Source organism: Eubacterium sp. AF34-35BH (genome assembly GCF_003477765.1).
Lineage (GTDB): Bacteria > Bacillota > Clostridia > Lachnospirales > Lachnospiraceae > Eubacterium_G.
This window is the reverse complement of sequence record NZ_QUDZ01000001.1, coordinates 230482-245546: the sequence shown is the minus strand read 5'-3', so window position 1 is coordinate 245546 and position 15065 is coordinate 230482. Positions and strand designations below refer to the sequence as shown.

The following is a 15065-nucleotide window of genomic DNA, read 5'->3' as shown; positions in this document are numbered from 1 at the left end:
TTTACAAAATACCTAGCCTTTTATTTTGCAGAGGCTAACATTTTTGCTGCTTTTATGTTAGCCCCACAAATATGTTTTAGAGTTTTACAACTGAAAATCCTAACTCTTAGTATTTAAACTGACGGTAGTAACGTCTGTACTGTAAGTTATGTTTTGTGTATGTTTCGTAGTAACTTGCCACTCTGTCTGTAAGCAACGCTGTTACAATCATTGGAGTGAATATTGGTCTGAATTCTTTATCTACTCCATCTAAAGCAAATTCTGCTGTATCAATTACAACTGTTTCTTTGTGTTCAATTTGCTTTAAGAATTTTTCAACTCTTGTATCCTGATTTCTAAATTCATCTTCACCTTTGATAACAAATACAGGTACGCCTTCTTCAACAAGTTCTAATGTTCCGTGGAAGAACTGTGCTGATGTTACAGGTCTTGTTCTCACCCACTGCATTTCTTCTAAAATGCACATTGCAAACAATATTGTTTCGCCCCATGCTGCACCACTTCCTGTGAATATTGAATATGGTGCATTGTAATATGCTTTTGCAATCTTTTCAGCTCTGTCATCAAATTGAACTCTAATGTCGTATAAGTTCTGGAATATACCATCCATTCCTTTTGCGAACTGTTCATATTTAGGGAAAGTTCCTTTATTATGTAAAATTCTAAATGCTAATAAATCGAATAATACATATGAGAATTCGCATCCACCTGTTGTTACTTCAGCTTCAATAACTGTCTGTACTATCTGACCTAATGGCTTTTCTTTCTTAGTAAAAGCAACTACATGTGCTCCTATTTCCACAATCCATTTTGCTGCTTCTACAATTTCAACTGTATCACCGCTGGCACTTGCTGTAATTACTAATGTGTCCTTTGTAATTTTCTTAGGGTGAACTGTGTTAGCATCGGCTGCATTCACTAATTCAACATCAATATTGCTATACTTCTTAATCTGGTATTCAATTGGTCCTAACTCAAATTCTGTTCCACCAATTCCAAGTAAAACAATGTTGCTGAACCCTTCTTCACAAACTTTGTCTGCAACTTCTTCTACTGTTTTTCTCTGAGCCAATACTGCTTCAGCATCTTTGAAGTATTTCTCTTTATCAAACTTTGGTAACACTACTTTTTCTAATGACTTATCCATTTTCTACACCTCTTTCTGTAAATTTAATTTACTTTTTAATTTTTGACTTTTGTTTACTTACTTTAGTTTCTCTTATGTAATTAACTTTTGTAAAAAAACCCGTTCGTGCTATTCGGTTCTTTTTGCAATCCACTTGTTATTTTTAATATACCAGTTATGTAGTTATATTGCAAGCACTTTTTTATATTTTTAAAACTTTTTTATGCACATTCAACAAATTGTAGTGACAAACGCTATACCACCTGTGCCTGACAATCCCGGCTATCCCCAATTTGTTAACATTATTACTTTTTCTTAAAATCGCGTCTGGTGTGTATCCCAGACGCGACAAAGGTAATAAATATTTAAAAGGGGGAGTTTTGCTTTGGCAAACCCTTTTCTAATAATCAAACTGACGATAATAACGACGATAGTCCAAGTTATGTTTTGTATATGTTTCGTAGTAACTAGCTGCTCTATTTGTTAATAAACCTGTTAATAGCATTGGGCTAATTAATGGTCTGAATTCCTTATCCACACCTTCTACTTCAAATGAAGCCAAATCAACCACAATAACATCTTCATGGCCAATTAACTTGCAGAAATTCTCCACTCTCTCATCCTGCACGCGATATTCATCTTCGCCCTTTACAATAACTACAGGGATTCCTTTTTCAACTAATTCCAATGTTCCATGGAAAAATTGTGCTGATGTTACAGGTCTTGTTCTTACCCATTGCATCTCTTCCAAAATACACATTGCAAACATCATTGTCTCGCCCCATGCAGCTCCACTTCCTGTGAAAATGGTATAAGGTGCCTTGCAGTATTCTTTTGCCAGCTTTTCTGCTGTTGGATCAAAAGCCACCTTTGAAGGTAACATTTTAATAAAGATATCCTTCATCTGGTCTGCAAATTTTGTATATTCAGGAAATTCCCCTCTGTTGTTCAAATATTTTAAAATAAAGAAATTGAACAACAGATAAGACTGGTCTAATCTTTCTCCCGGTGATTCAATTGCAACATCTACTAATTTTCCCAACTTTCCTTCCTTCTTAGTAAAAGCAACAACATAAGCACCTGTTTCTTTAATCCAGTGTGTTGCTTCGATAATTTCCTTTGTATCTCCGCTGGCACTGGCTGTAATAACTAATGTATCTTTTGTAATTTTTCTAGGATGAAGTGTATTGGCATCAGCCGCATTGTATAATGAAGTATCAATTGTGCTATATTTTTTTAGAATATAGTTAATTGCCATCATTTCAAATTCTGTTCCACCAATTCCAATTAAAACAATATTCTTCGCTCCCTTTGCAAATACCTCATCTGCAATTTTTTCAACTTCTTCTCTCATTTCATAAGTTTTTTTGCCATGTTCTAAATACTTTTCCTTTTCAAACTTTGGCAAAGAAATGTTTTCTACATCAATTCCCATTTTTCTTTCCTCCTGTGTTTCTTGATTATTTAAATTTTAAAAAATTTTTCATTGATTGTTTATCTGCTACTTTTGGATTTTCAAAGTATCTTCCATTAACACATTCCACAGATAAAATTCCTTTGTAGCCGTTCCGTCTAAAAGCCTCCAGCTCCTCTTTCATGTTTCTTGTTCCATCGCCCCACGCTAAATGAGTTGTAAAATGATCTTCATCTACATCTACAAAGTGAGCGTGAACTATCCTATCACCAAATATTTTGAAATAATCATCTATTGTATCCTTTGCTCTAACCATTGCCCCTGTGTCAATACAAACTTTCAATGCCGGTGAATCTACATCATCAATTAATTGTTTCATCTCTTCTGCTGTGTGTACTAACATTGACTCATCCGGCTGTAAAGCTTCAATAGCCAATGTCATATTCTTTTCAAAAGCATAATCACTTACCTTTCGTAACATTTGAACACTTCGTTTATAAACCTCTTCTCTTTGTTCGTTTAAAAATCCCCAGCCACTTGTTACAACAACCTGATTTGCTTCAACTTTGCAAGCAACATCTACAGCATTCTTAAAGTATGCTAAAACACGTTTCTGCATTTCCCTATCTTTGGCAGCCATGTTATTAGGTTTCGGATTAGTTTGTTCAGGACATATGCCAATAATTTTGATATTGTATTTTTCTTCCAGTCTAAGAAGTTTATCAACATTTTCATAACCATTATGGTCCATAAAAAAATGTTGTGGTCCTGTCCAAATTTCAACATTCTCATATCCGTTCTCTTTTGATGCTGCAAAGAAGTCTTTCAGTTCATAAAATCTATGGTGACAATTCATTGCACTTAACCTCAATATATGTCGCCTCCTTTCATCTTTCCTCTAAGGCAGAGAATTAATTTTTCCCTGCCCACTGGATGTATGCTTTCTTATAAAATTAGTCATAACACTAATTATTGTTTTTTATTTTTTGGTTCTTCTTATAATCCACTTGTTATTTTTAATATACCAGTTAGTTTTGTATAATGCAAGCACTTTTTTATATTTTTTTATTTAAGAACAAAGAATGTCGCTTGCGACATTCTACGCAACCAGCGCATGCCCATTTAGCAACATTTTTCCATTCGTGCGAGTGCGTATCCATAGTGGAACGTTTTTTATGTAATAAGAAATTCTGAAGGAATTTCTTATTACATAAAAAACGAAAACCATTTATGGAGACTTTACACTTCCATAAATGGTTTTCATAAATTGATATGCCCCCTGTCAAGTAGACAGGTCAAATATATAAAATTAGGTGCTAATGAACGACCACGCATTTTGTGTGGTCGTTTTTCTATGCACACCATTTTTCTTTATACTTCTTAATTCGTTTATTTTCAGGAATAGGATATTCCTTTGGATTATCAGAAGCTAAAGCTTCTGTTCTTACTTCCAGTGGTGTTTTGCAATAATATCTGTCCTGCGGACGTTCTTCACTATAAAATCTCATATAATCATTAATTGCAAATCTTAAAGATGATTCATCGGTAATATCGTACATTTGATACATTTCTGTTTTTATGATTCCCCAAAATCCCTCTGTCGGTCCATTATCAATACAATGACCAACTCTTGACATGGATTGCTCTATTTCCTGCTCTTTTAATTTCTGTTGGAATACCTTACTTGTGTATTGAAAACCCCTGTCACTGTGGAAAATAGGCTTTGCATCCGGATTAGAGGCAATTACTTTATCGTATGTTCTAAACACCAGACGATTATCGTTTCTACAACTAATCACATATGAAACTGGATATTTGTCATATAAATCCAGAATAGCACTTAAATACAATTTCTTCTTTTCACCGGGAACCTTAAATTCTGTCACGTCCGTAGACCATTTTTCATTCGGTGCTGTTGCATTAAAATCTCTTTTCAGTTTATTTTCTGCTTCCTGTTCCGGGGTATCTCGGTGTAACCATTTATAGTAAGCAGCTCTGGAAATTTCAAGTTGTTTACACATCCACTCAATGCTCCAGCCCTTTTCTACATGGTAATATTTAATTGCTAAATATTTAGATTCGTAACGTACTTTTCCAAGCCTCACATCCTTTCGAATTCTTTCACTTTTTTTAGCAGTTCAACTGCCATGTCCTTTTCCTGTAACTGACGTTTCAGTCGGAGATTCTCCCGTCGTAAACGTTCTAACTCATCCACTTCGTCATCTGCTTTATGACATCCACGTTTATCAGTTAGCCCCTCTTCGCCATTTGTAACGTACTTTTTTACCCAAGAATAGACTTGGCTGTACGATACGTCATATTTGCTTGCAGCACCTTTATAGTCACGGTTATGCTCAATACAGTATTCAACAATCTCCTTACGCTCTTCCATAGTTGTTTTTCTTCTAGCTTCTGCCATATAGACCTCCCTTTTAGGATCATAATCCTTAAGTTCTCTATTGGCATTATACAATGAAATCCATCTTTCTAACATAGACATTGAACTGATATTGTATTGGGCAACAATTTTACGGACAGATGCCTGTCCGGAAATATATTCTTCAACCGCTCGTAGTTTAAATTCTCTTGTGTAAGATTTGTTCTTTGATGAGGGAATAAAGGCATCTGCGCCCCATATTTTATATTTATCTAACCACTTATATATAGTCATTCCATTTTTAGGAGACATCCCCAATCTGACACAAATTTCACTCACTGATAGTGCACCGGAAAGATAATCTTCGCAAGCACGTATTTTTTGTTCAATTGTATATTTTAAATATCTAGACATAAAAATACCTCCAAAGTAGATTTTGGTTATTTTACCTGTCTACTTTAGAGGTATCATATCAAATTGCATTACTTCTGAATATCCTCTTTTAATTATATTAATTTCAAAACTAAAATAACCATAATAATCACACCTATGATTACTGCTAAATGTTCAGCTATATACATAACCACTTCTAAAAATCCTTTTGCAAGCACATTTCCTATTTTTTTAACTACGTTCATATTTTTATTCAAAACTAATATTTAGTTTTTCCTCCTTCCTTTAGTAATTTTTCTTTCCTACCCTTCAGTAAGATTCCTACACCATCTTCCTCTTTTGTAAAACCATGTTCCAAGAATAATTTTCATCAAATATGTTGCTTCTGTACACAAATAAACCAATTCAATTGAGAAGTTAGCAAAATATGCTAAAATTGAGCTAACTAATAATGGTCCATAGAGATTAAACAGTCCATCTAAAACTAATACTGCCGCTACATCCCCACCTGCACGCAAAATATAGTATATGGTCAATCCGTATCCCTGACTCCAACTAAAAATTGCTTTAATTCTAAGAAGTGATGTAGCCATTGCAAACACACCTCCACTTAAAGAAAATAGCATTGGTACAAAGCCTGAAATTCCAACAATTATACAACTTCCAATAACACTTGTTGTAACTCCTATAACAAGCAGTCTGTTAGCAGTCTTTTTGGCAATTTCCATATTACCCGTTCCAAGCACCTTTCCAATTATGATTCCTGCCGCCTGCGAAACACCCACAAAAGCAACATTTACAAAGTCGTAAACATTGTCTACTACTGTAACTGCCGGAATATTTGCTTCACTTACAATACAATAATTTCTAAAAATCAAGCTCAATGCTATAGCATATAAACCTTCATTTACCATTAATGGAATAATCTTTTTGATTATACGCATTTTTTTAGTTTTATCCAATGCTCCAATTTTTTCTCCAAAAATTTCTTTCCCTGAATCTTTAAAAAATAATATTGTAAGAAGCATTGCTGTTTCCATACATCTTGAAATCAGTGTAGCAAGTGCTGCACCTTTAATTCCAAGGATTGGCATACCTAGCTTGCCATATATTAAAACATAATTAAGTAATATGTTTATTACAACAGATATCATGCTTATTTTCATCGGTAAGCTCTGTTTCTTAAACACTCTAAAATACACTGCACAAATTTGATTTATTGCATATGGCAAATAAGACCATCTTACAATTGAAATATATTGGATTCCCAAAACAGTTATGCCATTGCCTTTTACAAACAATCTGATTGCATATTGTGGTCCTATTACCAGCATTGCAATAAAAATAAAAGCAACTGCTACACACACCTGAATGCCAAATTTAAATGTCCTTTTGGCATTCTGATTTTCATTTGCTCCATAATATTGGCTCATAAACATACTAATGCCACTTGCGACTCCAAAAATAAACATTGAAAAAATAAGAAACGTTTTATTTGAAACTGTCACTGCACTTATTGCATTTTCTGATATTTTTCCTACCATTATTGTGTCGCAAATATTTAAAAGCGTTCCTGTTAGTGCCTGTAACATAATTGGCACTGCCAGAAGAAAAAACTCCGAAAAAAATTTTCTGTTTTTCATTTGTATTTACCTTTCTAAAGTCCTTTTATTCTATTTATTTTGTTTACCCTTTAAAGCTCTTCGTTGTTTTCTTTCATTTTCATATATTTATCTGTTTTTGTTTTTATTAGTTTGGCAAATTTATCAAAATCAGGATGACACTTAAAGTTGTTCTTTTCTTTTGTCACAATCGCACAAATATACTGGAATAAAACAACTGTAAACAACGGAGTAATATCACTGTCTATCCCTGCTCCAAGTTCTATTACATTATTCTGTCTTTTAACTTTTCGATTTGTCACAAGATAAACATTCTTTGTAACCGTACCTGTAGCGTTGAAAACGTTATACATTCTATCTGATTTTGGATTAAAATCTATAAAAAACACGTGATACCATGGTGTTAATTGCATATTAGGACCATGAGCATATTCCTCGCTTTCATAATAAACTGCAGGGATTTTTAGGGTTTCACTTATTTTTAAGGCTGCTTCTCTTGCCGTTCCCATATTCGCTCCATCAGCAACTATGATTGCACTATCCATTTTAAATATCTGATCATAATACAATTTCACAAAATTCTCTGACTCCTTATACAACTCTCTGCTTGTAGCAATTGCTCTTTCTAAATTTTGCAAATTTTCACTGTATTTATCTTCAGTAATTGTTCTTCTCTTCAATGCTACTTCATTAGCAAATAAAATCAAAAACTCAACCAAAGTTACAAAGCCTAAAGTTACATATCCTATGGTTTCATTGTCCACCCCATATTCGATTACATTGTCTGAATAAGTATACAAATCTCCATTTTTGTTTCCTGTTAAACAAAAATAATCCATTTTATTTTTTTTCAGTATTTCTACCAATTGGATAATATTTGTACTACAACCGCTTTGAGAAACAACAATAAGATTGCATTCTCTCATTTTCTCCATTCTATAATTAATAAATTCTGTAGGACTTACACAATATACATTACACTTCAAATTGTTAGTCATAAACATTTCTGCCGTTATTGCTCCATTTAATGAACTTCCTGATGCTATAATGCATATATCTTTTTTATTCGAACTCAGATAATATTCGACTAATTTTTCTGTTAAACTTTTTCTATTATCCAGATTTTTCTTCATTACATCCGGCGAAATTCTAATATAATCCTCCATTTGCATTTTCATATATTTTACCTCGTTTTTTTGACTCTTTTTTATAATTCATTTTACATCGCTTTTGGTTTCTTATATAGTCCAATTATTATTTTTAGTATACCACTTGTTTTATTAATTTCAACTATATTTTTATGTTAAAGAAATATGTTTGTAGCATTACATGTATGTCCCCCCCACCTAACAATTATTTTGCCTTTCAGAATGTATCTCTTTTTTTTCGGCAATATCTCTCTTTGACATACATTCTTCCAACCACTATACTTATAGTTACAAACAATCGTTATTGAAAGGGATTCTAAAATTTATATGAAGAGTAAGAAAATTATATGGGGAACTGTTTTGGTTATAGCTACTGCTATTTTTATTTTTTGTTGCTACCTGCTACTTTCACAGGGAAGCAGCGACGGTGGAAATACAAAAAAATATTTGACCGAAACTACCTCTAGGCGTGTCAAGAATTCAAAAGAATATGCTGACAGCCACAACATTAACTGGAAAAAATTAAAAAAAGATAACTCTGACATATATAGTTGGATTTATATTCCAAATACCAAGGTTGATTATCCTGTTGTTCAGCCAACAACAGATAATGATGACTTTTACCTAAATCACAATATACAGAAGGAATCAGAATTTGCCGGTGCAATTTACAGCGAAATGCAAAATGCAACCGATTACTCTGATCCTGTAACAGTTTTATACGGGCACAATATGAACAACGGTTCAATGTTTAAGACTTTGCATAGTTTTGAGAAACCTGATTTTTTTAAGAAAAATAAATACATTTATATTTACATGCCAAGTCAAAAATTGACATTTAAAATCTATGCTGCGTATGTATATGACAACAGACATATTTTAAATTCCTTTGATTTTAGTAACAAAAGTGTTTTGGAAAAATATCAGAAATACACTCTTAATCCTGACTCAATGAATAAAAATACAAGAAAAGTTACATTAAATAAGGACAGTAAAATTTTAACTTTAAGTACCTGCACAAACGGTGCCGAAAACACAAGATATCTAGTACAGGGGGTTTTAATTAAACGTGAGCAAACAAACTAATGATAATAATATAAGCGACAATTCAAACATTGCTAATCCTAACGTCATTAAGGACACTAGGAATAATCTGGAATTTGATGTTGACTGGGAAACTATTGAGAAAAATTATAAATACGACTCTCATCATCACAGACACCATAGACATCACAGTTCGTCGAACTCAGATAAGCCTACAGACTTTAACAATAATAGCTCTACTAACGTAGATAAGTCTGAGAATTTTGACGCAAATGCTTCAACTAACAAGCAAAAACATAATAAGTTAAAAAAAGATGATCAAACTAATACACACAAACATAATAATGTAAAAGATGATGATCAAACTAATAACAACAAGCATAAGAAGGCAAAAGATGATGATCAAAATCTTAAAAAGAAACATAAAAAGCTAAAGATTTTTTTGATTATTTTACTTTCACTACTTATAATTATTGCAATTGTTTTCGGAGTTTTAAATTATATTGGCAGGAAGAAGTTACTTAATTACAGAAATCTCCATGTTAATGTTCCATCAGGAATACAATATGAAGATGACGGGCGAATTGTATACTACAAGGGACATACTTATGAATTTAATGACAATATTGCAAGCATACTTTTTATGGGTATTGATAATCGCAAACTAAAAGATAATGCAGTCTCTGGAACAGGCGGCCAAGCTGATGCTTTGTATCTTTTTACTTACGATACAAAGAGCGGTCATATAAAAGTGCTCAGCCTTAATCGTGATATTATGACTGACATTAGCCGATATGATGAGGGCGGTAACTACGTGGACACTGCAACTGCCCAGCTTTGTTTGGCATATGCCTATGGCGACGGCAAACAAACAAGCGCTGAAAATCAGGTAACTGCTACGGAACGTCTTTTATACAACATTCCAATCAACGCTTACTATGCAATTGATTTGGATGCCATAAAAATTTTAAATGATGATGTTGGTGGGGTTACTGTTACACCTGACTATACATTTGAAAGTTTCACAAAGGGGCAGACTGTTACCTTAAAAGGCGATATGGCAGAGGCATTTGTTCGTCATAGAGACACCAGCTTATTAGATGACAACCTTAGAAGAATGGATTGCCAGAAACAATATCTTACAGCTTTTGCCAGTTCCATTGTCCCTGCAATAAGAAAAGATTTCCACGTGTCTTTGGATTTATACAAAGATACAACAACAAATACAGTTACAAATATTTCTGCACCGATACTTACATATTTAGGTTGGTCACTGGCTACAAACTATACCGGGTTAAATATACAAAGTACATCTGGGAAATATGTGGACTCCCCAAAAGACAGTTCTGCAGAATATAAAATTTCTAAGAAAAAACTTTTTGAAACTGTTTTGGATTTTTACTATAAACAGATTGATTAAAAGTATGACTTTGATTTTTAAGCGTATATATGTATAATAGAATAAGAAAAGCTTCACATTCTGTATAATGTGTAATTACGGAGGTAAAAACTATGAATAAAACCACGAAAAAAAATATTATAGTTCTTCTAGCGACTTTAATATTTACATTGGCTTTTGCTACAACATGTTTTGCCAAAAGTAGTCCTACTGCTACAGTTATTCCAACTACTACAGTTAACCCAACTACTAAAGCACCAACAACAGTAAAGCCTACTAAGAACAACGAAACAACTAAGAAAAAACAAAAAAAGCAAAAAACTACTAAGAAAGACGAAACAACAACCGGCTCAGGTAAAACAGGAAAGAGAAATTCTTCAGGCATTTCTCCAAAAACAGGCTCAAACATTATAATCCCAATTGCCGGCTTGTTAGTAGCCGCAGGTGCAATTGTAGTTTCCAGAAAAGAATTAACAGATAAGAACTAAATAATAAATAACAGATAGCCATTAGTGGAAAATAAAGGAAATTCATAAATCAATAGAAAAAGCGAGAAAATAAAAAGGAATTCAGACAATAGAAATATGACTTGTCTGAATTCCTTTTATTTATCTGCTTTTTCACCAGATTGTGAATTGTTATTTATTTGTTGCGGTAGATTGAACCGCTATTTCCTTTGACTGTTAAGTTCAAATTGCCATTTTCTACTTCATAGATTATTCTTCCACAGTTATAGAATTCTCTACTTGATTCCAACAATCTTTCCCACTGTGAAACACTTCGTCCCAACTTCCAAACGGGAACGGAAATCTCTTTGTCTATGTCAGATGTGTTGATTACTGTTAATACTGAATCGTTTTCATTAAAGCGACCATAACACACCAAATCGGTGTCAGCAATTAGCAACATGTAAGACCCGTCTTTTAATGGCTGATTCTGTTTGTGAACACATATTGCCTCTCTATAGAATTCAAGCAATTCTAAATCTTCCTTACCCCAAGGATAAGTTCTTCTGTTATCCGGATCTGTCCAACCACATACACCTGCTTCATCACCGTAGTATAAAGTAGGTGCACCAGGCAATGTCATCTGCATAATAACGCCCTGTTTAAATATTGCTTTGTCTATATTTTCTTCTGCTGCTGCAGCTCCTACTGTACCGATTCGACCAACCATCTTATTTGTTCTCGTCATAAATCTTGAATGATCATGATTTGATAATTCATTCATTGCCACAAGAATTGACTGGTTCTGCATACGTGAAAGCTGATACTGCATTGTGTTATGGAACACTTCTCCGTTACCTCTCATGTATGGGTTTGCATTGTCAGAATGTTTATCAACACCTGTTAAAAACCATGTAACAGGGTCCATAAATGCGTCATAGTTCATTACCGTATCCCACTGGTCACCCATAAGCCATGAGTGTGCATCACCATAGTGCTCTGCCAAAATAATTGCATTAGGATTGGCCTGTTTAACTCTGTCTCTAAAACGCTTCCAGAATTTATGGTTAAATTCAGGGCTGTGTCCTAAGTCAGCTGCCACATCAAGTCTCCAACCATCAACATTAAATGGAGGTGACACCCATTTTTCAGCTATATGCAAAATGTAATTACACAACTTTTCACTACCCTCATAGTTTAATTTTGGAAGAGTATCAAATCCCCACCAACCTTCATAACTGTAATTATCAGGCCAGCTATCTGTGCTAAATTTAAAATAAGAATTATATGGGCTTTCCTTTGACTGATATGCCCCTGTTTCATAATCACTGTTTCCTTTATAAAGTTCCTCTCTGTCTAACCACTTGTTAAAAGAACCACAATGATTAAGAACTCCATCGATAATTATTTTAATTCCATGCTCATGAGCTTTTTCAACTAATTCTATAAATAACTGATTACTTGCCTCAAGGTTTTCCAAGCTAGTAGTTCTTGTTTTGTACTTGCTTGCGTTTTTATTATCAGTTGCGTAATCTGATACAGTTTCTCCACCATCCACAACAATTTTTCCTAAATGTGGATCAACATGGTCATAATCCTGTGTGTCATACTTATGGTTTGATGGTGAAACAAAAATAGGATTAAAATAAATTACATCAATACCTAATTTTTCTAAATAGTCCAGCTTGTCAATGACCCCCTGCAAATCTCCACCGTAGAACTGTCTTGTTCCATCAACTGCAGGATTTTCGCTCCAATCCTTCACTGCTGTAACTGCTTTTCCAATATAAACATATTCATTGTCAACTACGTCGTTTGTTTTGTCCCCATTGTTAAAACGGTCGACCATTATCTGGTACATAACCGCTCCCTTTGCCCAATCGGGAGTTTCAAAACCAGGTGTCAATTCGAAATAACCATCATTTACAGCCTGTTTCATTATTCCAAACATATTATAAAAAATGCAGTCTTCATTTGTATCGCATTTAAAATAATACTGATACATCTTTTCACCGGCATCCAGCAGAGCTTCGAAATATTCAAAGTCCTCTGTAGTTTTTATTTTTGTCATCTGCAATTCATTTCCATTAACGCACACAAAGACACTACTAACAGTGCCTTTATTTGCTCTAAGAATGATGCTATATGTTTTTTGCTGTTCATTATATTTACAGAACTGCTTTGTTCCGTCATGAAATAATATATCTTGATTAACAAACATATTTTTACCTTCTATTCCTTATTAGAACAACGCTTCAAATTCTTCCTGATTAATCTTTTCTTTTTCTAACAATAATTTAGCTGAAGCATGAAGCTGTTCCATGTGTTCTTCAATAATGGCTTTCGCCTGTACATAACAACTCTCAACAATATCTCTAACTTCCTGATCAATTGCTGAAGCAGTTGCTTCTCCATAGCCTTTAGAGTGTGCCAAGTCTCTTCCAATAAACACATCATTGGAATCGTCATCATAGTTTATTAAACCTAGTTTGTCTGAAAATCCATACTTTGTAACCATAGCCTTTGCTGCTGCTGTTGCCTGTTTTATATCCTGCGATGCCCCTGTTGTTATGTCATCTAAAATCAGTTCTTCAGCAATACGACCACCAAGGCTTACCATAATTTCCTGTAACATCTTGCCCTTTGTAAGGAACATTTCGTCTTTTTCAGGAAGTGGCATTGTGTATCCTGCTGCACCTGCGCCTGTAGGAATAATTGAAACTGTGTGTACAGGTCCTACATCAGGTAAAACATGGAATAAAATTGCATGACCTGATTCATGATAAGCTGTAATCTTCTTTTCTTTTTCAGAAATAATCTTGCTCTTCTTTTCTTTTCCAATTCCAACTTTAATCATTGCCTGGTCAATATTCGCCTGTGTAATATATGGTTTGTCACCCTTTGCTGCCAAAATTGCTGCTTCATTTAAAAGATTCTCAAGATCTGCACCTGTAAATCCTGCAGTAATTCTAGCTATATTTTCTAAATTAACATCGTCACCAATTGGCTTGTTCTTAGCATGAACTTCCAATATCTGCTCTCTGCCTCTAACATCAGGTCTACCAACTAAAACCTTTCTGTCAAATCGTCCCGGTCTTAAAATAGCCGGATCAAGAATATCAACTCGGTTTGTAGCTGCCATTACTATGATGCCTTCATTTACTCCGAAACCATCCATTTCAACAAGCATCTGGTTAAGTGTCTGTTCACGTTCATCGTGGCCACCACCCATACCTGTTCCTCTTCTTCTTGCCACTGCATCAATTTCGTCAATGAAAACTATACATGGTGCATTTTTCTTAGCCTGTTCAAATAAATCTCTAACTCTTGAAGCACCTACACCAACAAACATTTCCACAAAATCAGAACCTGAAATTGTAAAGAAAGGTACGCCGGCTTCTCCTGCTGTAGCCTTTGCAAGTAATGTTTTACCTGTTCCCGGAGGACCTTCTAATAAAACGCCTTTTGGAATACGTGCTCCCAAGCTAATATATTTCTTAGGATCTTTTAAGAAATCAACTATTTCTTCTAACTCTTCTTTTTCTTCTTCTAGTCCGGCAACCTTTGTGAAATCCATGTTTTTAATTTCAACAACCATCTTGGCTCTGCTCTTTCCAAAGTTTGCCATCTTGCCACCGCCACCTCCGGCATTGGCATTCATCATAATAAGTACAACAACCACAACAATACCTAACAAAATCATAGGTACCACGCTTGTTAAGAATACGCTGTCTCTACTTACATCAGGTATATATGGTTTTAATTTAATCTTATTGTTGTCTGCTTTTGCTTTGTCAATATCGCTAATAACTTTATTAACATCTGTTACATAAACAATCTTTGATTCATTTGAATTGCTTAACTTAATTACCAGCTTACCTGTAGGAACTTCCTTGTTTTGCTTAATTGTCAACTGCTTAATGTTGTTAGCCTTTAAGTCTGTTAAGAAATCACTGTAAGCATAATCATTGTTTACAAAGCTCTGGCTAAAACTGTAGATGATTAAGCAAACCAAAACTACAATCCCTAAAAAATAAAACTTAGAAAATCTATTTCTGCCTATACTGTTCAAATCTTCCTCCTCGCATTTCATAAT

General features: G+C 34.1%; 13 protein-coding genes. 3 read left to right on the top strand and 10 right to left on the bottom strand.

Features of this window, described 5'->3' with window-relative positions:
• Positions 1-106 precede the first annotated feature (106 nt).
• The 8 genes from DWZ69_RS01095 to DWZ69_RS01065 form a co-directional block, all read right to left on the bottom strand.
• Positions 107-1147, bottom strand: a complete 1041-nt coding sequence (locus DWZ69_RS01095; protein ID WP_118435711.1) for an SIS domain-containing protein — start codon at positions 1145-1147, stop codon at positions 107-109.
• A 379-nt stretch (positions 1148-1526) separates the two neighbouring features.
• Complete coding sequence (locus DWZ69_RS01090) at positions 1527-2561, bottom strand: SIS domain-containing protein (RefSeq protein ID WP_243081023.1); 1035 nt, start codon at positions 2559-2561, stop codon at positions 1527-1529.
• A gap of 25 nt (positions 2562-2586) precedes the next feature.
• Positions 2587-3411: a sugar phosphate isomerase/epimerase family protein gene (locus tag DWZ69_RS01085; protein ID WP_243081022.1), complete on the bottom strand. Its 825-nt coding sequence runs from the start codon at positions 3409-3411 to the stop codon at positions 2587-2589.
• Positions 3412-3892: 481 nt separating this feature from the next.
• Positions 3893-4645, bottom strand: coding sequence for an IS3 family transposase (locus DWZ69_RS01080; RefSeq protein WP_147364239.1), 753 nt, complete (start codon positions 4643-4645; stop codon positions 3893-3895).
• Positions 4642-5331, bottom strand: a complete 690-nt coding sequence (locus tag DWZ69_RS01075; protein ID WP_118435707.1) for a helix-turn-helix domain-containing protein — start codon at positions 5329-5331, stop codon at positions 4642-4644. Before DWZ69_RS01075 ends, DWZ69_RS01080 begins: the two co-directional genes overlap by 4 nt.
• A gap of 92 nt (positions 5332-5423) precedes the next feature.
• Entirely contained in the window at positions 5424-5555 is a 132-nt protein-coding gene (locus DWZ69_RS12310; protein WP_279210249.1) for a hypothetical protein, read from the bottom strand.
• 57 nt (positions 5556-5612) lie between these two features.
• The gene (locus tag DWZ69_RS01070) at positions 5613-6953 is read right to left on the bottom strand and encodes an MATE family efflux transporter (protein ID WP_118435705.1); all 1341 of its coding nucleotides are present in this window, start codon (positions 6951-6953) and stop codon (positions 5613-5615) included.
• Between the two features lie 50 nt (positions 6954-7003).
• Positions 7004-8110, bottom strand: a complete 1107-nt coding sequence (locus DWZ69_RS01065) for an SIS domain-containing protein (RefSeq protein ID WP_118435703.1) — start codon at positions 8108-8110, stop codon at positions 7004-7006.
• A gap of 297 nt (positions 8111-8407) precedes the next feature.
• Here DWZ69_RS01065 and srtB point away from each other — a divergent pair, with 297 nt between their 5' ends.
• The 3 genes from srtB (at position 8408) to DWZ69_RS01050 (ending at position 11011) form a co-directional block, all read left to right on the top strand.
• Positions 8408-9166 carry a class B sortase gene (srtB, locus tag DWZ69_RS01060; RefSeq protein ID WP_118435701.1) on the top strand — a complete coding sequence of 253 codons (759 nt, stop codon included), beginning with the start codon at positions 8408-8410 and terminating at the stop codon, positions 9164-9166.
• The gene (locus tag DWZ69_RS01055) at positions 9150-10544 is read left to right on the top strand and encodes an LCP family protein (protein WP_118435699.1); all 1395 of its coding nucleotides are present in this window, start codon (positions 9150-9152) and stop codon (positions 10542-10544) included. Before srtB ends, DWZ69_RS01055 begins: the two co-directional genes overlap by 17 nt.
• Positions 10545-10636: 92 nt before the next feature.
• Entirely contained in the window at positions 10637-11011 is a 375-nt protein-coding gene (locus tag DWZ69_RS01050) for an NPXTG-anchored protein (RefSeq protein ID WP_118435697.1), read from the top strand.
• A gap of 154 nt (positions 11012-11165) precedes the next feature.
• Here the strand turns inward: DWZ69_RS01050 and DWZ69_RS01045 are convergent, their stop codons facing one another.
• Entirely contained in the window at positions 11166-13190 is a 2025-nt protein-coding gene (locus tag DWZ69_RS01045) for a glycoside hydrolase family 13 protein (RefSeq protein WP_118435695.1), read from the bottom strand.
• A 21-nt stretch (positions 13191-13211) separates the two neighbouring features.
• Positions 13212-15032 carry an ATP-dependent zinc metalloprotease FtsH gene (ftsH, locus tag DWZ69_RS01040; RefSeq protein ID WP_347475071.1) on the bottom strand — a complete coding sequence of 607 codons (1821 nt, stop codon included), beginning with the start codon at positions 15030-15032 and terminating at the stop codon, positions 13212-13214.
• Positions 15033-15065: the final 33 nt, after the last annotated feature.